17 protein-coding genes and 2 riboswitches are annotated in these 19,174 nt (G+C 68.6%); of the genes, 10 read left to right on the top strand and 7 right to left on the bottom strand.

Translation table 11 applies throughout. The features are described 5' to 3' along the window. Positions 1–24 precede the first annotated feature (24 nt). The 4 genes from GDJ08_RS10675 to aroG all read left to right on the top strand — a co-directional run bounded on the left by GDJ08_RS10675 (position 25) and on the right by aroG (position 3,945). On the top strand, positions 25–1,317 hold the full coding sequence (locus GDJ08_RS10675; protein WP_136004678.1) for a HAMP domain-containing sensor histidine kinase: 1,293 nt from the start codon (positions 25–27) through the stop codon (positions 1,315–1,317). Positions 1,318–1,348: 31 nt separating this feature from the next. Further along, positions 1,349–1,843, top strand: coding sequence for a MarR family winged helix-turn-helix transcriptional regulator (locus GDJ08_RS10670; RefSeq protein WP_026070877.1), 495 nt, complete (start codon positions 1,349–1,351; stop codon positions 1,841–1,843). Continuing rightward, entirely contained in the window at positions 1,840–2,595 is a 756-nt protein-coding gene (locus GDJ08_RS10665; RefSeq protein ID WP_017356751.1) for a DNA alkylation repair protein, read from the top strand. The genes GDJ08_RS10670 and GDJ08_RS10665 overlap by 4 nt, the downstream gene beginning before the upstream one ends. Before the next feature lie 276 nt (positions 2,596–2,871). Continuing rightward, positions 2,872–3,945: a 3-deoxy-7-phosphoheptulonate synthase AroG gene (gene aroG, locus GDJ08_RS10660; protein ID WP_153164840.1), complete on the top strand. Its 1,074-nt coding sequence runs from the start codon at positions 2,872–2,874 to the stop codon at positions 3,943–3,945. 132 nt (positions 3,946–4,077) lie between these two features. Here the strand turns inward: aroG and GDJ08_RS10655 are convergent, their stop codons facing one another. The 4 genes from GDJ08_RS10655 to GDJ08_RS10640 form a co-directional block, all read right to left on the bottom strand. Continuing rightward, the gene (locus GDJ08_RS10655) at positions 4,078–7,143 is read right to left on the bottom strand and encodes an efflux RND transporter permease subunit (protein ID WP_153164839.1); all 3,066 of its coding nucleotides are present in this window, start codon (positions 7,141–7,143) and stop codon (positions 4,078–4,080) included. Further along, positions 7,140–10,244, bottom strand: a complete 3,105-nt coding sequence (locus GDJ08_RS10650; RefSeq protein WP_136004501.1) for an MdtB/MuxB family multidrug efflux RND transporter permease subunit — start codon at positions 10,242–10,244, stop codon at positions 7,140–7,142. The genes GDJ08_RS10655 and GDJ08_RS10650 overlap by 4 nt, the downstream gene beginning before the upstream one ends. Further along, positions 10,241–11,407: an MdtA/MuxA family multidrug efflux RND transporter periplasmic adaptor subunit gene (locus GDJ08_RS10645; RefSeq protein ID WP_153164838.1), complete on the bottom strand. Its 1,167-nt coding sequence runs from the start codon at positions 11,405–11,407 to the stop codon at positions 10,241–10,243. The genes GDJ08_RS10650 and GDJ08_RS10645 overlap by 4 nt, the downstream gene beginning before the upstream one ends. Positions 11,408–11,611: 204 nt before the next feature. After that, the gene (locus GDJ08_RS10640; RefSeq protein ID WP_136004499.1) at positions 11,612–12,229 is read right to left on the bottom strand and encodes a trimeric intracellular cation channel family protein; all 618 of its coding nucleotides are present in this window, start codon (positions 12,227–12,229) and stop codon (positions 11,612–11,614) included. A gap of 88 nt (positions 12,230–12,317) precedes the next feature. Beyond that, a riboswitch (glycine riboswitch) is annotated at positions 12,318–12,408 on the bottom strand. Positions 12,409–12,428: 20 nt separating this feature from the next. Then, a riboswitch (glycine riboswitch) is annotated at positions 12,429–12,511 on the bottom strand. A 44-nt stretch (positions 12,512–12,555) separates the two neighbouring features. Between GDJ08_RS10640 and GDJ08_RS10635 the strand changes: the two genes are divergently transcribed. The 4 genes from GDJ08_RS10635 to GDJ08_RS10620 all read left to right on the top strand — a co-directional run bounded on the left by GDJ08_RS10635 (position 12,556) and on the right by GDJ08_RS10620 (position 13,797). Continuing rightward, positions 12,556–12,828, top strand: a complete 273-nt coding sequence (locus GDJ08_RS10635) for a GIY-YIG nuclease family protein (RefSeq protein ID WP_026070876.1) — start codon at positions 12,556–12,558, stop codon at positions 12,826–12,828. A 67-nt stretch (positions 12,829–12,895) separates the two neighbouring features. Next, positions 12,896–13,243, top strand: a complete 348-nt coding sequence (locus GDJ08_RS10630; protein ID WP_026070875.1) for a ribonuclease E inhibitor RraB — start codon at positions 12,896–12,898, stop codon at positions 13,241–13,243. Between the two features lie 29 nt (positions 13,244–13,272). Next, entirely contained in the window at positions 13,273–13,596 is a 324-nt protein-coding gene (locus tag GDJ08_RS10625; RefSeq protein ID WP_017356744.1) for a DUF2004 domain-containing protein, read from the top strand. Positions 13,597–13,638: 42 nt separating this feature from the next. Further along, a complete protein-coding gene (locus tag GDJ08_RS10620; RefSeq protein WP_153164837.1) occupies positions 13,639–13,797 on the top strand; it encodes a hypothetical protein in 159 nt (52 codons plus the stop codon). 137 nt (positions 13,798–13,934) lie between these two features. Here GDJ08_RS10620 and GDJ08_RS10615 read toward each other — a convergent pair whose 3' ends face one another. Both GDJ08_RS10615 and GDJ08_RS10610 read right to left on the bottom strand, forming a co-directional pair. Further along, positions 13,935–15,536 carry a hypothetical protein gene (locus GDJ08_RS10615; protein ID WP_153164836.1) on the bottom strand — a complete coding sequence of 534 codons (1,602 nt, stop codon included), beginning with the start codon at positions 15,534–15,536 and terminating at the stop codon, positions 13,935–13,937. Between the two features lie 3 nt (positions 15,537–15,539). Then, entirely contained in the window at positions 15,540–16,628 is a 1,089-nt protein-coding gene (locus GDJ08_RS10610; protein ID WP_153164835.1) for a hypothetical protein, read from the bottom strand. Here GDJ08_RS10610 and GDJ08_RS10605 point away from each other — a divergent pair. Beyond that, the gene (locus GDJ08_RS10605) at positions 16,627–16,887 is read left to right on the top strand and encodes a hypothetical protein (protein WP_153164834.1); all 261 of its coding nucleotides are present in this window, start codon (positions 16,627–16,629) and stop codon (positions 16,885–16,887) included. The two genes, GDJ08_RS10610 and GDJ08_RS10605, sit on opposite strands and share 2 nt — an antisense overlap. A 12-nt stretch (positions 16,888–16,899) precedes the next feature. On the opposite strand, the gene GDJ08_RS10600 is transcribed toward GDJ08_RS10605, so the two are convergent. Continuing rightward, on the bottom strand, positions 16,900–18,189 hold the full coding sequence (locus tag GDJ08_RS10600) for an NAD(P)/FAD-dependent oxidoreductase (protein WP_153164833.1): 1,290 nt from the start codon (positions 18,187–18,189) through the stop codon (positions 16,900–16,902). A gap of 163 nt (positions 18,190–18,352) precedes the next feature. Between GDJ08_RS10600 and GDJ08_RS10595 the strand changes: the two genes are divergently transcribed. Further along, positions 18,353–19,102 carry an NYN domain-containing protein gene (locus GDJ08_RS10595; RefSeq protein ID WP_136004493.1) on the top strand — a complete coding sequence of 250 codons (750 nt, stop codon included), beginning with the start codon at positions 18,353–18,355 and terminating at the stop codon, positions 19,100–19,102. Positions 19,103–19,174 lie beyond the last annotated feature (72 nt).

Below are 19,174 nucleotides of genomic sequence, written 5' to 3'. Positions count from 1 at the left end.
TGGTCTACGGCTGCCTGGATCGCGATGCTGGCGGTGAGCAGCCTGCTGCTCGCCACTCTGGTGAGCCTGGTCGTGATCGGCTGGATGCCACGGCCCGCGCCACCGCAGATGCGGCTGGATCGTGCCGTGGAGGTGCTGCGCGGCGCACGCGCGCCAGGGCCGGAAGGGATGCGCGTGACCCTGCGCGAGGTGCCGCCTGGCGGGTATGCCAGTCCCTGGCTGACGCAGTTGGCCGCCCAGCAGCTGGGCCAGCCGGTCGAGCACGTCAGGCTGGTCTGGAAAGGGGCCGACAAAGCCCCGGACATCAAGGTGTTCGCCCGCGGTGCATCGGTCAGCGCAAGCGCCGACCCCGACGTGGTACGGACGCAGGGCGCGCTGCTGGCAGCGCTGCAGTGGCCGGCGTTCGAACTGGGCGTGCGCGGCGCCGACGGCCGTTGGCAGGTGCTGGGCAGCGACGTCAGCGACGTTGCCGCGTGGCGTCGGCAGGTGCTGCTGGCGTTGCTCGGCGGCACCTTGCTGCTGGCCCCGTTGGCGACCTGGGCCGCACGTCGGATCGGGCGTCCGCTGCGGCGGCTGGCCGATGCCAGCGCTGAGGTGACCCTGCACGCGATGACGCGGCTGCCCGATGATGGCCCGCGCGAGGTCCAGGTGCTGGCCAGTGCGATCAACGCCGGCCGCGAGCGCCTGCGCGACCAGGCGCAGGACATGACGCGCATGCTCGCCGCCGTGGCGCACGACCTGCGTACTCCCTTGACCGGCCTGCGCCTGCGCGCGGAATCCGCACCGCCTGCGCAGGCCGCGCGGATGGTGGCCGACATCGAGCGCATGAACGCCATGATCGAACAGGTGCTCGACTACGCCCGCGGCGAACTGGAGCCGGCCTCGATGCGGCCCGTGGAGATGGGCGCGCTGCTGGACGACTGCGTACAGTCCGCGCGCCTGCGGGGCGTGCAGATCCATGCCGATCTGCCCGCGCACCTACCCTGGCACGGCGACGCGCTGCTCCTGCGGCGCGCGCTGGACAACCTGATCGACAACGCCGCGCGCTATGCCGGCGCGGTGGAGGTGGCCGTCCAGCGCACGGCGGAGGCGCTGTGGGTGGACGTTGCCGATCGTGGCCCGGGCATTCCCGAGGCGGAGAAGGCGCGGTTGCTGCAACCCTTCCAGCGCCATGAAACCTCGCGCAACCGCAGCACCGGCGGCACCGGCCTGGGCCTGGCGGTGGTGCAGGGCGCGGTGCGTCAGCACGGTGGCCAACTGCAGCTGGTAGACCGGCCGGGAGGCGGGTTGATCGTTCGTCTGTGCTTTCCGATATAGTTAGCCGCCGTATTACTTGATCCGTGCCCGCATGCTGGAACCCAAACACCAGGCCTTTCTCAGCGAACTGCAGCGCCGTGGCCACGCCGAGCACGAGGGTCTGACCCAGTGCTTCCAACTGCTGTCGCTGTCCCGCGCGATCGACCAGGACTGCGCGCACCGCCTGGCCCCGCTGGGGCTGAGCGAAGGCCGCTTCGTGCTGCTGTTCCTGCTCCAGGGGGCCGAGCAGCCCCTGTCGCCACACCAGCTCGCCGAGCGCGCCGGCGTGACCCGCGCCACCATCACCGGGCTGCTCGACGGCCTGGCGCGGGATGCGCTGCTGGAGCGCCACCCCGATCCGGACGACAGGCGCCGGGTCAACGTGCGTCTCACCGCTGCGGGCGAGGCGCTCGCGGTGCAGCTGTTCGACCAGCACACGCAGTGGATCGGCGGCCTGTTCGCCGATCTCAGCGATCAGGAACGCAGCCTGCTCAGTGGCATGCTGTGCCGCATCTGGGCACGCACCGATGCGGGGAAGATCGCATGACGAAGAAGCCGCCGTTGTCACGCGAGCGCCGTGCCCAGCTGGATGCGGGCCGGGTCGAAGCGGCGCATCTGGCCGAGATCCTCTCGCTGGATTTCGCCCGCCTGCTTGCCGCTGTCGCCCCATCCCTGCCGGCCTCGGCCGTGGACAGCATGCGCAAGGCCGCCAACAGCGGCATCACCCTGCGCATGCAGGGCGCGGCGACGCTGCTGCGCGCGCATGCGCTCGGCGATCCGCAGCACTGGCAGCGCCATACCAGCGACACCGTGCGTGGCTGGGCCTGCTATCTGATCGGCAGCGACCCGCGCCTGACACTGGAGCACAAGCTCGATGCGATGCGCGCGCTGGCCGACGATCCGCATTTCGGCGTGCGCGAATGGGCGTGGCTCGCACTGCGCCCGCACATCGCCGCCGAGCCGCTGCGGGTGCTGGCGCATGTGCACGGCTGGACCGCCGATGCGTCCCCCAACGTGCGCCGTTTCGCCTGCGAAGCGCTGCGTCCGCGCGGGGTGTGGGCCGCGCACATCGCGTTGTTCAAGCAGGAACCGCAGCACGCGCAGCCGCTGCTGGAAGCGCTGTGCTGCGATGAATCGCGTTACGTGCAGGACTCGGTGGGCAACTGGTTGAACGACGCCGGCAAGAGCCAGCCGGCGTGGGTGCGATCGCTGTGCGCGGCCTGGGCCGAACGCCATGACGGCGCGGCCAATGCATACGTGCGCAAGCGCGCGCTGCGCCTGCTGGACAAGGCCGGGTAAGCCGCCGCGATGCGACCGCGTCCACGCCTGAACGCGGCGCGCCAGTTGCGTTTGAAACAGTTGGCAGCCCTGAAACCCTGTGTTATCACTAGTCCCCAATGAACGCACGCCCCGCCAATGCCTACTTTTGGTATTACTTTCCGAAGCCACCGGCGGAGGAAGGCATGCGCTCACCCTGAAGAAAGCTTCAGACGCATTCCCGAAAGCCGCCAGCGCACCTGGCGGCTTTTTTGTTGCCGCCGCGCTGGGGACCCCCACCTTCCAAGGAGTTCCCCCATGCCCCCGCACACCGACGACCTGCGCATCCGCAAGATCGAACCGTTGACCCCGCCGGCCCAGCTGCTGGCGATGCTGCCCTGTGACGATGAAGCCTCCGACACGGTAAGCGCCTCGCGCGCCGCGCTGCACGAGATCCTGCATGGCCGCGACGACCGTCTGGCGGTGGTGATCGGCCCGTGCTCGATCCACGATCCGGTGGCCGCCATCGAGTACGCCCAGCGCCTCAAGCCGCTGCGCGATGCGTATGCCGATGCGCTGGAGATCGTCATGCGCGTGTACTTCGAGAAGCCGCGCACCACGGTGGGCTGGAAAGGCCTGATCAACGATCCCGACCTGGACGGCAGCTTCAACATCAACAAGGGCCTGCGCGTGGCGCGTGGACTGCTGCGCGACATCAACAAGCTGGGCCTGCCGGCCGGCGTGGAGTTCCTGGACGTGATCTCGCCGCAGTACATCGCCGACCTGGTGGCCTGGGGCGCGATCGGTGCGCGGACCACCGAAAGCCAGGTGCACCGCGAGCTGGCGTCTGGGCTGTCGTGCCCGGTCGGGTTCAAGAACGGCACCGACGGCAACATCAAGATCGCCGCCGATGCGATCGGCGCGGCCTCCAACCCGCACCACTTCCTCTCGGTGACCAAGGAAGGCGGCACCGCCATTGTTGCCACCGCCGGCAACCCCGATTGCCATGTGATCCTGCGCGGCGGCAAGACCCCCAACTACGACGCCACCCATGTCGAGGCAACCAGCCAGACGCTGGCGAAGTCGCACCTGCCCGCGCGCATCATGATCGACGCCAGCCACGCCAACAGCAGCAAGAATCCGGAAAACCAGCCCAAGGTCATCGCCGACATCAACGCGCAGCTGGCCAACGGCGAAGAGCGCATCGTCGGTGTGATGGTCGAGAGCCACCTTGTAGCGGGCCGGCAGGATCTGGTCGAGGGCCAGCCGCTGGTCTACGGGCAGAGCATCACCGATGGCTGCATCGGCTGGGACAGCTCCCTGGCCGTGCTCGAGTCGCTGGCGCAGGCGGTCCGCGCCCGGCGTGCCGCGCGGGTCAGCGAAGCGGCCTGAAAGTGGGGCGACGCCGGCAACGGTGATCCCGCTGAAGCATGGCATCGCCGCATCGTCGCATCGTCCGACGACGATGCGACGGCGGTGGTGGCGCGTGTGTCACGGCAGAACGCCGCCGGGCAGAACCCGGCGCTACGCGGGGCGTCGCAGCCGGGCCAACGCCAGGTAGATGGCCGGGGTGGTGTACAGGGTCAGCCACTGGCTGACCAGCAGCCCGCCGACGATGGCGATGCCCAGCGGCTGGCGCATCTCCCAGCCTTCGCCGGTGGCCAGCATCAACGGCAGGGTACCGAGCAGGGCGGCCACACTGGTCATCAGGATCGGGCGGAAGCGCAGCCGTGCGGCCTCGCAGATCGCATCGCAGGGCGACAGGCCGCGCTCGCGCTCGGCCGACAGCGCGAAGTCGATGATCAGGATGGTGTTCTTCATCACCACCCCGACCAGCAGGAACAATCCGAGCAGCGAGATCAGATTCAATTCGTTGCCGAACGCCATCAACGCCAGCAGCGCGCCGACGCCGGCCGAGGGCAGGGTGGAGAGGATCGCCAGCGGCTGCACGACGCTCTCGTACAGCACGCCGAGCACCAGGTATACCGCCAGCATCGCGCCAAGGATCAGCCACAGCTGGCGTGCGCGCAGTTTCTCGAAGCCGCCGGCCTCGCCACTGAGCCGCGCCTGCACCTGGGTAGGCAGCATGATCCCGGCCATCGCGCGGTCCACCGCCTTCACCGCCTGCTCCAGGCTCACGCCGGGGGCCAGCGCGAACTCGATCCAGACCGAGGCGAACTGCTGGCTGTGGTAGATCCGGTCCGGTGCCATGCCGTAGTCCCAGCGGGCGATGGACGACAGCGGCAGGCGCTGGCCATCCTTGCCGATCACGTGGATCTGCTCCAGCGTCGAGGGGTCCTGCGTGTAGCGCGGGTCCAGTTCCATCACCACCCGATACTGATTGAGCGTGTCGTACAGGGTGGCCACCTGGCGCTGGCTGAAGGCGTTGTTGAGCACCGAGGCGATCATGCGCATGTCCACGCCCAGCCGGGCGGCCGCATCGCGGTCGATGTCCAGCACCACCTGGCGCATGCCCTCGTCACCTTTGGACGCCACGTCCACCAGTTCGGGCAGGGCGCGCAGCGCATCGCCGACCCGCGGCGTCCACTGGCGCAGCGCGGCCAGGTCGCCGGACAGGAGCTGGAGCTCGTACTGGCCGCTGTCACCGCTGCCCTCGAGCTTGAGGTCCTGGTCCACCCAGAGGAACATCCCGCCGCCGGGAATCTTCGGCATGTTGGCGCGCAGGCGGTCGATCACCTGCTGGCTGGACACCCTGCGCTCGGCCAGCGGCTTCATCTTGATCATGATGAAGGCGTTGTTGACCCCGCTGCGCCCGCCGATGTACCCGATGATGTCGCTGATCGCCGGATCGGCCAGCAGCAGCTGGCGATAGGCCTCGATCTTGGGCTGCATCACCTGGAAGGACAGCCCGTCGTCGCCACGCGCGAAGCCGCGCAGCTGCGCGGTGTCCTGCTTGGGCACGATGCCCTTGGGCACCTGCTGGAACAGCCACACGTTCAGCGCGATCACACCGGCAAACAGCAGCAGCGGCAGCGCGAGCCAGCGGAGCATCGCCTGCAGGCTGCCCACGTAGGCGTTGCGCAGGCGCTCGAACAGCGCGGTGCCCGCACGCTGCAGTCCGATGCCGGGGCCAGGCCGCGCCTGCCCGGGCAGGCGCGCGCACAGCATCGGGGTCAGGCTCAGCGACACCAGCAGCGATACGCCCATCGCGGCGACCAGGGTCAACGAGAACTCGCGGAACAGTTTCTCGACGAAGTCGTCCAGGAACAGAATCGAGACGAACACCACGGCCAGCGCGATGTTCATCGACAGCAGCGTGGCGCCCACCTCGCCGGCACCGCGCAAAGCGGCCTGCAGCGGTGACGCGCCGAGCTCACGATGGCGGGCGATGTTCTCGAGCACGACGATGGCGTCATCGACCACCAGCACTGCGGCGACGATCAACGCCATCAGCGACAGTGTGTTGAGCGAGAACCCCAGCAGCGCGATGATTGCCAGCGCGCCCAGCAGCGACACGGGGATCGCCAGCGCCGGCACCAGCGCCGCGCGCCAGTGGCCGAGGAAGGCCAGTACCACCAGCACCACCAGCGCGACCGCCAGCAGCAGGGTCAGCTCGGCCTCGCGCAGGGTGGCGCGGATCACCGGCGAGCGGTCCATCACCAGTTGCATGTCGATGCTGGCCGGCAGCAGTGCCTGCAGGGTATCCATCTGCGCGGTGATAGCATCGACGGTCTCGATGATGTTGGCATCCGGCTGGCGGCTCACAATCAGCAGCACCGCCGGACGTGCGTTGTGGAAGCCGCTGGCGTAACGGTCCTCGACCCCTTCGCTGACCGCCGCCACGTCCCCCAGATGGACCGGCCTGCCGTCACGCATGGCGACCACCAGCGACCGGTACTCGGCAGCCGTGCGCAGCTGCAGGGTTGCCTCCAGCTGCCATTGCCGCGACCGGCTGGCGATCATGCCGAGCGGTTTGAGCGCATTGGCATTGCGGATCGCCGCGGCTACATCGTCCAGCGCGATGCGGTACTGGTTCAGCGCGTTGGGGTCCAGAGACACGCGTACCGCCGGCAGCGAACTGCCGCCCACCTGTACCTCGCCCACGCCGGGGATCTGCGCCAGCTTCTGCGCGATCACGGTCGAGGCCACATCGTAGATCTGGCCTGGCGAGAGACTGTCCGAGCTCAGCGCCAACGCCAGGATCGGCGCCTGCGAGGGATTCACCTTGCGGTACTGCGGCATGCCCGGCATGCCGCTCGGCAACTGCGCGCGTGCGGCGTTGATCGCGGCCTGCACATCGCGCGCGGCATCGTCCACGTTGCGGCCCAGCGCGAACGTCAGCTCCACCTGGGTGGAGCCCTGCGTGCTGGCCGAATCGATCCCGGTCAACCCGGGAATCGTGCCGAGCGCGCGCTCCAGCGGCGTGGCCACGTTGGCGGCCATCGACTCGGGGCTGGCCCCGGGCAGGCTGGCGCTGACATTGATGGCCGGGTAGTCCACCTGTGGCAGCGGCGCGACCGGCAGCAGGCGCAGCCCGAGCAGACCGGCCAGCACCACCGCCACCGACAGCAGCACCGTGGCGACGGGGTGCTGCACGAACCAGCCGATCGCGCGCGACAGCGGTGTCACGCCTGCGCCTCGGCGGTATCGGCAGCGCTGGCGGGGCGACGGCGGAAGCGGTCGAAGAACAGGTAGATCACCGGCGTGGTGAACAGCGTGAGCACCTGGCTGACGATCAACCCGCCCACCATCACCACGCCCAGCGGCTGGCGCAGTTCCGCGCCGGAGCCGCTGGCGAACATCAGCGGGATCGCGCCGAACAGCGCAGCCAGGGTGGTCATCAGGATCGGGCGGAAGCGCAGCAGCGCCGCCTGGTGGATGGCCTCACGCGGGCGCAGGCCGGCTTCGCGCTCGGCCTCCAGCGCGAAGTCGATCATCATGATCGCGTTCTTCTTCACCAGCCCGATCAGCAGCACGATGCCGATCACCGCGATCAGGTCCAGGCTGCGGCCGCTCAGCAGCAGCGCCAGCAGCGCGCCCACCGTGGCCGAGGGCAGGGTGGAGAGAATCGTGATGGGGTGGATGAAGCTCTCATAGAGCACGCCCAGCACCAGATACATCACCACCACGGCCGCCAGGACCAGCCACAGCGTGCTCGACAGCGACGCGCGGAACGCATCGGCGGCGCCCTGCAGGCGCAGCTCCACGCTGTTGGGCAGGCCGATCGCCGCGCGTGCGCCGTCGATCGCCGCGACCGCTTCGCCAAGCGAGGCATCCTCGGCCAGGTTGAACGAGAACGTCACCGCCGGAAACTGGCCGACGTGGTTGATCAGCAGGTGCGCCGGGCGCTGCTCGATGCGGGCGATGCCGGCCAGCGGCACCTGCCGTCCGTCCGGGCCGGTCACATGCAGGCGCGCGATCGCGTCGGGCCCGAACGCGGCGTCCTGCCGCGCTTCCAGCACCACGCGATACTGGTTGGCCTGGGTGAAGATGGTGGAGATCTGGCGCTGGCCGAACGCGTCGTACAGCGCATCGGCCACCGCATCCACACCGATGCCCAGGCGCGCGGCGGCCACGCGGTCGATCAGCACGTGCGCCTGCAGGCCCTGGTCCTGCAGGTCGCTGGCCACGTCGGCCAGTGCAGGCGCCTGCTGCAGATGGGCGAGCAGGCGGGGCGTCCACACGGCCAGCGCATCGCTGTCCGGGCTGGTCAGGGTGAACTGGTACTGGGTACGGCTGATCCGGTCTTCGATGCCCAGCTCCTGCACCGGCTGCAGGTACAGGCGGATGCCCGGAACATGCGCCACGCGCTGCTGCAGCCGCGCGATGATCGCCTGCGCATCGGCATCGCGCTGCGCATGCGGTTTGAGTTCGATCAGCAGCCGCCCGCTGTTGAGCGTGGCGTTGTTGCCGTCCACGCCGATGAACGAGGACAGGCTGGCCACGTCTTCGTCGGCCAGCAGCGCCGAGGACAGCGCCTGCTGCCGCTGCGCCATCGCCTGGAACGAGATCGACTGCGGGGCTTCGCTGATGCCCTGGATCAGCCCGGCGTCCTGCACCGGGAAGAAGCCCTTGGGCACCCACAGGTACAGCACCGCCGTCAGCAGCAGGGTCGCCACCGTGGCGGCCAGCATCAGCGGCTGGCGCTGCAGCACCCAGCGCAGCTGGCGGTCGTAGAGGGCGACCACGCGGTCGAACGGATCGCCCTGCTGCGCCGATTCGCGGCCGTCGCTGTCGCGGCGCGTGGCGTGGCCGGCCTTGAGCAGACGTGCGCACATCATCGGGGTCAGCGTCAGCGAGACCAGCAGCGAGATGCCGATGGCCACCGCCAGGGTGATGGCGAACTCATGGAACAGTCTGCCCACCACGTCGGCCATGAACAGCAGCGGGATCAGCACCGCGATCAACGACAGGGTGAGCGAGATCAGCGTGAAGCCGATCTGTCGCGCGCCTTTGAGCGCGGCCTGCAGGGGCGTCTCGCCGCGCTCCAGATGCCGGGCGATGTTCTCCAGCATCACGATCGCATCGTCGACCACGAAGCCGGTGGCGATGGTCAGCGCCATCAGGGTGAGATTGTTGAGCGAGAACCCGGCCAGCAGCATCACCCCGAACGTGCCCACCAGCGACAGCGGCACCGCGATGGACGGGATGATCGTGGCCGGGATGTTGCGCAGGAACACGAAGGTGACCATCACCACCAGCGCGATCGCGATCAGCAGCTCGTGCTGCACCCCGCGGATCGAGGCGCGGATCGACTCGGTGCGGTCGCTCATCACCGTCACATCCACGCCCTTGGGTAGCGAGGCCTGCAACTGCGGCAGCAGCGCGCGCACCTGGTCGACCACGGCGATCACGTTGGCGCCGGGCTGGCGCTGGATCGTGACCAGTACCGCCGGGGTGGTGCCCGACCACGCGGCGAGCTGGCGGTTCTCGGCGCCGTCCTCGATGGTCGCCACATCGCCCAGCCGCAGCGGCGCGCCGTCCTTGTAGGCCAGGATCAGCGCACGGTACTCGGCCACCGAGCGCATCTGGTCGTTGGCATCGAGCATGATCGCGCGGGTCGGGCCGTCGAAGCTGCCCTTGGGCACATTCACGTTGGCTGCGCCGATCGCCTGGCGGATGTGCGCCATGCTCAGGCCGTTGGCGGCCAGTGCGGACGGATTGGCCTGGATCCGCACCGCCGGACGCTGGCCGCCGGCCAGGCTGACCAGGCCCACCCCGGGCAGCTGCGACAGCCGCTGCGCCATGCGCGTATCCACCAGGTCGTGCACCTGCGGCAGCGACAGGCCCTGCGAGGTCACCGCGAGGGTCAGGATCGGCGTGTCGGCCGGATTGACCTTGCGGTACACCGGCGGCACCGGCAGGTCATCGGGCAGGACGCTGTCGGCGGCGTTGATGGCGGCCTGCACTTCCTGCTCGGCCACGCCCAGCACCACCTCCAACGAGAACTGCAGGGTGATCACCGAGGCCCCACCGGAGCTGGTGGACGACATCTGTTTCAGGCCGGGAATCTGCCCGAGCTGGCGTTCCAGCGGGGCGGTGACCGCGCGGGTGGTCACCCCCGGACTTGCGCCCGGGTACAGCGTGGTCACCTGGATGATCGGGTAGTCCACCTGTGGCAGTGCGGCCACCGGCAGCAGCCGGTAGGCCATGATCCCGGACAGCAGCAGCGCCACCATCAGCAGCGTGGTGGCTACCGGGCGCTCGATGAAGGGACGCGACAGGTTCATGCGCCGGTCCGTGCCGGGTCCTGCGCGACCACCTCCACCTTGGCGCCTTCGCGCAGACCGTCGATGCCTTCGACCACCACCCGCTCGCCGGCCCTGAGCCCCTCGCGGACCGAGACGCGCTCGCCGTCGGCGGGGCCGAGCACCACGTTGCGCAGGTGCGAGGTGTCATCGGCGGCAATCACATACACATAGGTGCCCTTGCTGCCGAACTGCACGGCCGCATTGGGGATCACCACCGCGTCGCTGCTGCTGACCTGCAGGCGGATGTTGACGAACTGGTTGGGGAACAGGGTTTCGTCGGCATTGGCGAACTGCGCGCGCAGCTTCAGCGTGCCGGTGGCGGTGTCGATGCGGTTGTCCAGGCTGGACAGCACACCGTCACCGAGCGCCTGGCGTTCTTCGCGGTCCCACGCTTCCACGGTGAGCTGGGGGGTGGTGCGCACCGCGGCGACCACTGCCGGCAGGTCCGGCTCGGGCACGGTGAACAGCACGCTGATCGGCATGGTCTGGGTGATGGTGGCCAGCGGCTCGGTGTCGCCGCTGCGCACCAGGTTGCCCACATCCACGTTGCGCAGCCCCATGCGCCCGGCCACCGGCGCGGTGATGCGGGTGTACTGCAGTTGCAGACGTGCTTCGTCCACGGCGGCCTGGTCGGTCTGACGTCGGCCCTGCAGCTGGCGCACTCGGCTCTGCTGGTCGCTCAGTTCCTGCGCCGAGACGAAGTGTTTGCTCTGCAGTTCGACAAAGCGTCTGAGCTGGGTCTGGGCGTTGTCCAGCTCGGCCAGGTTCTGCTGCTGGGTGCCCAATGCACGCGCCAACTGCACCTGGTAGGGGCGCGGGTCGATCTCGGCGATCAGATCGCCTGCGTTGACGTGCTGGCCCTCGCGGAACGTCAGCCGCAGCAGTTCACCCTCGACGCGACTGCGCAGGCTCACGGTGTGCAGCGGGGTCACCGTGCCGAGCGCTTTCAACCGCACCACCAGGTCCTCGCGCACTACCGTGGCCACGCGGACCGGGGTGGCAGCGGCGGCAGGGGCGGCCTTGTCCGCCGGTGCCGGCGCGAACACACGCCAGGCGATCGCGGCGACGGCCAGCACGGCCAGCAGCAACAGCGGTTTGAACAGACGGCGGGTACGCGACGACGGGGGTAGCGGGGCAGACATGGGGCATCCTGCGCGCCGACCAGCGGTTGGCGCGTCCATGAGATACCGGCCCGTGGGGGCAGGCGGGACGAAGTGGGGATGTCTGGCGGGGCCGCAGTCGAATGCCGCGGCGTGGCTGGATGCCGTCGGCGAGGACGGGACCGCTATGGTAACGCGCGCGGCCCCCTGCGCTCACATGACCTTGGTCATGTGTGCGTCAGCGGCTCAATGCACCTCGTCGCGGTACACGAACTTGGGCATTTCCCATTTGAAGTGGATCGCCAGCAGGCGGAACAGGAAACCGCCGCCGAGGCACCACAGCGTGGCTGCATTGAGCGACATCCCCAGTTCCAGCAGCACCAGCCAGGCCGCGCCGGTCAGCAGGGTGATCACCGCATACAGTTCCTTCTGGAAGATCAGCGGCACTTCGTTGCACAGCACGTCACGCAGCACGCCACCGAATGCACCGGTCAACATGCCGGCGATCAGCACGATCGGCGCGGTATGCCCACCTTCGCGCGCCACCGCGCAGCCGATCAGGGTGAACGCAATCAGGCCCAGCCCGTCCAGCACCAGGAAGGTACGGCGGAAGTGGTGCATCCAGCGCGCCACCCAGGTGGCGATCAGCGCCGCGCAGATGGTGAAGCCGAGGTACTCCGGGTGCTTCACCCAGCCCAGCGGGTAGTGGCCCAGCACGATGTCGCGCAGCGAGCCGCCACCGAGCGCAGTGACACAGGCAATGATGACCACGCCGAACAGGTCCATGCGCCGTCGCCCGGCAGACAGTGCGCCGGTCATGGCTTCGGCGGAGATGGCGATGAGGTAGATCAGGGAGAGCAGCATGGGGGGCTCCGGACACGACAAACGGGGACGGAACCACGCACGACGCACGCCAGCGCGGTGCACTGTCGTGAGAGGGGGATACCGTTGCCGCTCCCGCTGTCCTTTTGCCTGAGAGTTCGGTGGCCAGGCCACGTGCCCCTTCGGCGGGTCATTGAAGACCTCTCTCCAGATCGGCGTGTCGGATGCATGGTTGGTGGCGTATCGGGCCACCGGCCTGAGCGATTATGGGAGCCTGCGCCTTCGGCGGGCGCCAGCGCGGCGCCTCTCTCCTGCATCCGGGGCGGATTCTAGCAGCCAGCGGCACCGGTCCGGGGGATAATCCCGGTATGTCCGCTGAACCGCCCACCGCGTCCGCCTGCTGGTATCTGTACCTGCTCGAATGCCGCAACGGCAGCTTCTACGCGGGCATCAGCACCGACGTGGCGGCTCGCTTCCAGGCCCACCTGGCCGGCAAGGGGGCCCGCTACACCCGCGCCAATCCGCCGGTGAAAGTGCTGGCCATGCGCGCCTACCCCGACCGCGCGGCAGCCTCGAAGGCCGAATGGGCGCTCAAGCGCCAGCCGCGCGCACGCAAGCTGGCGTGGCTGCAGGCGCCCTGAGCAGACCCACTGGTCGCCCACGCGATCCTGGCCGACAATCCCTGCAGACCACCCACCCTGGATTGCCATGACCCGCGATGTTGCGTTGTACCCGGAAGACGAAAACGGCGATGTGCTGTGGAACATGCTGCAGGACGGCGACGACCTGACCATTCCCCGCGAAGTGGACTTCGCGCTGATCTTCCCGACCGAAGACGTCGCCATCGCGTTTGCGGTGCACCTGCTGCGCAACGAGCAGAAGGTGTCGTTCTCCGCCTATGAAGAGAACGAGGACTTCCCGTGGCAGGTGGTGGTGCATCCGCTGATGATCCCGACCTACCAGAACATCGCCGGCTTCGAAGGCCTGCTGGTCAGCGAGGCGGTGTCCTACAGTGGCAAGGTCGACGGCTGGGGCTGCATGTCGCAGGCCAGTTGACCGCACGCACGCATGAACAAGGAACGCACATGACCGACATTGCAACGCAGCGGCAGGCCGATGCCCTGGCCGCGATAAAACAGGCCATCGGTACCGAGGCCGCAGAGGACGGGGTCGACCTGTTCGCCAGCCATCATCGCGAGGAACTGCCGGCCAGCTACTGGCGCCAATACCTTGGCCAGACCGAACCGGATACCGCCAGCATCATCGGCCTGCTCCAGTTCGCCTCGGCATGGGGGGAAGATGAAATGGAGTACATCGATTTCACCCTGCCGGGCGACGTCACCCAGTACGTGCTGTCGGTCCATTTCGACGACGCAGGCGTGATCGACGGCATTTCGATGGAAAGCTGACCGGGTCCGTCCCGCACGACCCGACACAAGGAGCAGCGTGTCATGACGACGATGGAAGAAGGGGCGGGCGGGGACCGCTGGCGAGGCAGAGCCGGCGCGGCTGCAATGGGCGGCGCGTCGGGTGCCGCCCCGCGCGTGGCGGCGTCAATGTGGCTGTGCGCGGTGGGCGTGCCGCTGGACGCCGATTCCGCCAATGCGTGAGACCGGAGCCGCGAATCGGACCAGGGCCGATCCTCACCGTGTGCGTCCGCCACGGCACCGGCGTGATCGACGCCATCGACGACTGACGTGGGGCGCGGATGCAGCGCCCGGCAGGCACCGGGCGCTGCAGGGAGCGCTCAGGGGAGGTAGTTGCCGAGGCTGAAGGACCTGTGCTCGTGCAGGCTGGCGCTTGCCGCAACCGACAGCACGAAGTCCCGGTATCGCGGCTCGTCGTCGAAGCGCTTGGAGATCCGCTCCTGGTCGTCCATCAAAACCTGGGCATGCTTCGCCCAGTCGGCCTGGATGGCGTCGCACTGTGTCGTCGTCAGTGAGGGGGACACCCACAGCGTGCCCGCTGTTTCCGGGGAGGCGTCGGCGAGGGCCCTGGCCACGGGGAGATGGCGGCACAGCTCGGAGTACTTTCCGCCCATCTGCGTTCCTGCCCGATACGTCATCGGCTGGGCAATGGTGGTCCCGATCACCAGCGACTTCGTGTCCACCACCGTAGGCGCATCAGCGGCGAAGGCCAGGACGTGGCTTTCCATCGGCCAGTCGGTTGTGGAGCCGATGTTCACATCCACACCGTTGCCGTATTTCCTGCTGGTGATTGCGTGGTGGGTGTGCCCCGAGACGTAGGTCCACCCTGCGGGGCGCACCTTGTTGAACAGCGCGATGAGTTTCCTGCGATCTCCCTTGAGATCGTTGAGCGGGAAATGACCGCCGACAATCAGGCTCCTCTCATCCGCCATGCCATCCAGCATCCTTGTCAGCGTTGCGTACTGCTCCCAGCCGAGACAGGCATTCTGTCCGGCATTGCTGAGCACATACGAGGGACCGCCGCGGGCGTTCTGGCACACGGACGTATCGATCAGCACCAGCGTGTGTCGCGCATCCAGGTCGACGGCCTGCACCATGTACGAGTTCCAGCTGCGGGCGTAGTCCGAGTGTCCAGGCGTCGTGGACTGCTTCGGGCGGTACCAGATGCCTTCGGAGCGATAGTTCAGTGCAGCCAGCGGTGTCCCAGGCACGGCGCTGCCCGTGAATCGCAGTCCCCCGTGCTTTGCCGTGCCGCCCGGTGTCTGGACCAACCCCTGCGCCTCAAGGCTCGCTGCATAGCGTGCCATCCAGCGCACCTTGTTCATCGGGGTGCCGGGTTGCCCCCCGTTCCCGACAGGCTGATAGCAGCCGTCGGCCCAGTTGCGGTTGGCCATACTGGTGCCGGTGACCACAGGAGACGGCGTCGCGGTGTACCAGGTTTCGTCCACCGGCAGCGGCGCCCTGCTCATGTGATCAAGCGGGCGGGTATCCTCTGGGCGGGGCCCATACGAGTTCACGGTGCCCATCAGGTAACTGTCGTGATTGCCGTGTGCCATCAGGCGGATCGTGGTATCGGAACGTCGAAACTCCGCATCGAATACCTCGGCCTCGCCGCTACAGCCAATGTTGGTTCCATCTCCCAATACGACGACCAGGCGATTGTCCGCTGGCAGCTGTTCCATCCCACGGGTCAGTGAGTGCCTCAGCACAAGCGGCGCCAACAGGTTGACCTCCGGCGGCCGGATCGCCACGCCCGACACCCAGTTGGACACCGGAAACATCTGCTTCAGCGCGGCGCCGTACACGTTGTGGATCTGCGGATCCGCCAGGAAGAACACCTGCGTGGGCGATGTCGTTTCCTCCGCGCCCAACGCCGACGCCGAACACGCCGCCAACGCGGCGGCAACCAGCACCTTGTGCATGCACTACTCCTCCTTGGTGGTGACACGTGACGCGGCCACTGGGGCAGTGAACTCCAGCATTGCCCGGACCAATGGGCCGCGGGGGAAGTGGTTGTTGCGCCGGAACGGGCGCATCAGCGGGGCGGGGCTGTCCTCGAACGGCAGCGCGATCGACCAGTGGTCGGCACGGAACACACCCAGCACCGTGCTGCCGGGAATCACGGCGTCTTCCAGCAGCACCTGTCCGTCGTTGCGCGCGTCGATCAGCGACAGCCACGCGTGCGTGCCGGCGAGCAGGGAATTGACGTTGCCACGTTCGGCAACGGCGACGACGCTGTAGGTGGGAAACGGCGGACGCGATGCCGCAAAGGCGTCGGCGACGCGCATGGCCTCCGCATGCGTCAGGCTGCGGACGCCCCCGGCATCGCTGCGGTCGCAGGTGGGCAGATCGAACCGCGCCAGGTCGCGATACAGCGTGTGCCCGTCATCGGCGAGCGGCGAGCCCTGCACCGCGCCGGCCACGGCGATCAGGGCCGATACCTTGTGCCGCCACGCAGCAGCCTGTGGCTGGCTGACCGCCAGCATCACGTCGGTGGCGCCCTTGGAATAGGCGATGATCACGGCGTTGGCATCCTCCGGCAGCCGGGCCAGGTGGGTATGCAGGTGGTCGGCGTTGCGCGCCGCGGACGCGCGCCCCTCCACGTCCGCCACGCTGACCCGGTAGCCCAGCGCTGCCAGCGCCGCATGGTCGTGCGAGAAGGGCGTTACCCACGGTGCCACGCACTCGCCGAAGATGCCGGGGATGATCACCAGATCGCGTGTGGCGGGCAGCGGGTCGGACAGGGGCCGGTCAGCGACGTCGGTGGCCCCGGCCTCGATCGGCCACCACCACCGCGCGCAGTCCTGCATCGCCGTGGCGGGCGTGGCCTGCAGGTGCCGGCAGAACACGGCGGAGAACGGCTGGCGTGCATCGGTGATGCCGGCCTGCGCCCAACTGCTGCGCACCGTCGGGTACGGGACGTCCTTCACGCCGATGCCGGTGGTCGCGCTGCAACCGGCCAGCAGGGCCGACAGGGCCAGCGGCCAGCCTCGTACCTGACGGTGATGCGTCATGCGGCTTCTCCCCCTGAAGAAACTGCCGCGACTCTACCGCCGATCCCGGCGGTCGTCGAATCCGGGTCCGCGTGGTCGCAACGTGGTGATCCGCGATGGCGACGCGCACGACCATGCGCAACGCCTGCACGCTGCCTGCGGGACAGTCCGCGACGTGTGGCCGGCGAAGCGGGACGACACCGCACCGGAGGCCGTCACCGCCAGCGTAAGGCACCTGCGCACGCCACGCATCGACGTCGCCCGTCGCCCGCCCGGCTGAGTGCCGCCGGGCTCAGGGTGACGGGGGACGGGGCCGTCGGTCGTCGCGGTCGTCGCCGAAGATGATCCGCGCGCTGCGCTGGTAGCTCCAGTACGCCACGGCCCAGTTGAGCAGCACCACGATGCGGTTGCGGAAGCCGATCAGGAAGAACACGTGCGCGGCCAGCCAGAACCACCAGGCGAGCACGCCGGACAGCTGCAGCCTGCCCAGGTGCACGATCGCCGCCATGCGCCCGATCGTGGCCAGGTTGCCGACGTCCTGGTACGCGAAGGGGCCCGGCGTGGGCTTGCCCTCCAGCCGCGCGCGAATGGTCGCGGCGACGTGCTTGCCCATCTGTTTGGCGGCGGGCGCAACGCCCGGTACCGGTTTGCCGTCGGCCTGGCTGATGGCAGCCAGATCGCCGGCCACGAAGATCTCCGGGTGACCGTCCAGCGTGAGGTCGGGTTGCACCGGCACGCGGCCGGCGCGGTCCAGCGGGACGTCGAGCGTGCGGGCCAGCGGCGAGGCCGCCACGCCAGCGGCCCAGACCACGGTGCGGGCGGCAAAGAACCGGTCGCCCAGCTGGAAGCCCTCGCCATCGATGTGGGTCACCGGCGTGCCGGTCAGGACATCCACGCCGAGCTTCTCCAACTGGCGACGCGCCTTCAGCGACAGCACCTCGGGGAAGCTGGACAGCACGCGCGGACCGGCCTCCACCAAGCGGACCTTGGCGCTGGCCGGGTCGATATGACGGAACTCGTTGCGCAATGTGTGGCGCGCGATCTCGGCCAGCGTGCCGGCCAGTTCCACACCGGTCGGGCCGCCGCCGACCACGGCGAAACTGAGCCAGGCGGCCTTGCGCGCCGGGTCCGGTTCGGCCTCGGCGCGCTCGAAGGCAAGCAGCAGCTTGCGGCGCAGTGCGATCGCATCGTCCAGGGTTTTCAGGCCTGGCGCGTCGGCGGCCCATTCGTCGTGGCCGAAGTAGGCATGCGTGGCCCCGGTGCAGAGCATCAGCATGTCGTAGCCGAGCTGGCTGCCGTCGGCGAGGGTGATGCTGCGGGCGTGCTTGTCGATCGCGGTGACTTCGCCCAGTCGCACCTCGACGTTGCGCTGGTTGCCGAGGATATGCCGCAGGGGTGCGGCGATATCGGGTGCCGACAGGCCGGCGGTGGCCACCTGGTAGAGCAGCGGCTGGAACAGGTGGTGGTTGCGGCGGTCCACCAGGGTGATGCGGACGTGCGCCCTGGCCAATGCGCGGGTGGCCCAGAGGCCGGCGAAACCGCCACCGATGACGACCAGGTGGGGCAGGGGGGCGCGGGTCATGCAGTCACTCCTGGGCTGGGGCCGGCCATCCGGCACCGTGGGAACGTTGTCGACGCGTCGTATCGTCGCACGTGACGCGCGATGTTCACGTGGATGGTCGATACTGGGTTCAGCAGCGGTCGCGCTTGCCGGCGGCCTGTGTCCATCCGCACTGGAGGTCGAGATGTCCGAACCGGAAAAGCGCATCGCCCTGTTGATCGATGCCGACAATGCGCCGTCGTCGAAGATCGACGTGGTACTGGCCGAGGTGGCGCGCTATGGCGTGGCCAACGTGCGCCGCGCCTACGGGAACTGGAAGAGCCCGCGGTTGAAAGGCTGGGAATCGGTGCTGCACGCCTACGCGATCCGCCCCATCCAGCAGTTCGCGTACAGCCGGGGCAAGAATGCGTCGGACATGGCGATGGTGATCGATGCGATGGACATGCTGTATGCGCGCAACCTGGACGGCTTCGCCATCGTCTCCAGCGATGCGGATTTCACCCCGCTGGTGATGCGCCTGCTGACCGACGGGGTGAAGGTGTATGGCTTCGGCGAGAAGAAAACGCCGGAGCCGTTCGTCAACGCCTGCTCGAAGTTCACCTACCTCGAGGCGCTGGGACAGGGCCACGCTGCCGACCCGGAAGTGGAGCAGGACAACGAGGAAGCGCGGCCGCGCAAGACCGGCCCGGAGCTGCGCAGCGACACCCGCCTGGTACAGATGCTGCGCCGCGCGGTGGCGTCGGCCGAAGCCGAGGATGGCTGGTCGCACCTGGGCCCGGTCGGAAGCCAGATCGGCAATCAGGCCTCGTTCGACTCGCGCAACTACGGCTACGCCAAGCTGAGCGAGCTGCTGGCCGCGACGGGCCTGTTCGAAATGAAGAAGGACGGCAAGTCGACCTACGTCCGCGCGCTCCCCAGGAAAAGCGCCCGGTAGCGCCGACCGTTGGTCGGCTGCGCTGCGCGCCTGAGCCGACCAGCGGTCGTCGCTACCGGCGAGGTCCCCGGC

Origin of the sequence: Stenotrophomonas nematodicola, assembly GCF_009467805.1 — a bacterium.
In the GTDB taxonomy this organism is placed as follows: Bacteria; Pseudomonadota; Gammaproteobacteria; order Xanthomonadales; family Xanthomonadaceae; genus Stenotrophomonas; species Stenotrophomonas nematodicola.
The sequence above is the reverse complement of the archived record's forward strand: the minus strand, read 5'-3'. Positions and strand labels throughout refer to the sequence as shown.

Coding starts and splice junctions, on each gene's coding strand:
- GDJ08_RS10625 (WP_017356744.1), top strand. CDS start 13,273: ATGACCGACATTGCAACGCAGCGGCAGGCCGATGCCCTGGCCGCGATA.
- GDJ08_RS10640 (WP_136004499.1), bottom strand. CDS start 12,229: ATGCTGCTCTCCCTGATCTACCTCATCGCCATCTCCGCCGAAGCCATG.
- GDJ08_RS10630 (WP_026070875.1), top strand. CDS start 12,896: ATGACCCGCGATGTTGCGTTGTACCCGGAAGACGAAAACGGCGATGTG.
- GDJ08_RS10635 (WP_026070876.1), top strand. CDS start 12,556: ATGTCCGCTGAACCGCCCACCGCGTCCGCCTGCTGGTATCTGTACCTG.
- GDJ08_RS10645 (WP_153164838.1), bottom strand. CDS start 11,407: ATGTCTGCCCCGCTACCCCCGTCGTCGCGTACCCGCCGTCTGTTCAAA.
- aroG (WP_153164840.1), top strand. CDS start 2,872: ATGCCCCCGCACACCGACGACCTGCGCATCCGCAAGATCGAACCGTTG.
- GDJ08_RS10670 (WP_026070877.1), top strand. CDS start 1,349: ATGCTGGAACCCAAACACCAGGCCTTTCTCAGCGAACTGCAGCGCCGT.
- GDJ08_RS10610 (WP_153164835.1), bottom strand. CDS start 16,628: ATGACGCATCACCGTCAGGTACGAGGCTGGCCGCTGGCCCTGTCGGCC.
- GDJ08_RS10675 (WP_136004678.1), top strand. CDS start 25: ATGCTGGCGGTGAGCAGCCTGCTGCTCGCCACTCTGGTGAGCCTGGTC.
- GDJ08_RS10600 (WP_153164833.1), bottom strand. CDS start 18,189: ATGACCCGCGCCCCCCTGCCCCACCTGGTCGTCATCGGTGGCGGTTTC.
- GDJ08_RS10605 (WP_153164834.1), top strand. CDS start 16,627: ATGCGGCTTCTCCCCCTGAAGAAACTGCCGCGACTCTACCGCCGATCC.
- GDJ08_RS10615 (WP_153164836.1), bottom strand. CDS start 15,536: ATGCACAAGGTGCTGGTTGCCGCCGCGTTGGCGGCGTGTTCGGCGTCG.
- GDJ08_RS10595 (WP_136004493.1), top strand. CDS start 18,353: ATGTCCGAACCGGAAAAGCGCATCGCCCTGTTGATCGATGCCGACAAT.
- GDJ08_RS10650 (WP_136004501.1), bottom strand. CDS start 10,244: ATGAACCTGTCGCGTCCCTTCATCGAGCGCCCGGTAGCCACCACGCTG.
- GDJ08_RS10665 (WP_017356751.1), top strand. CDS start 1,840: ATGACGAAGAAGCCGCCGTTGTCACGCGAGCGCCGTGCCCAGCTGGAT.
- GDJ08_RS10620 (WP_153164837.1), top strand. CDS start 13,639: ATGACGACGATGGAAGAAGGGGCGGGCGGGGACCGCTGGCGAGGCAGA.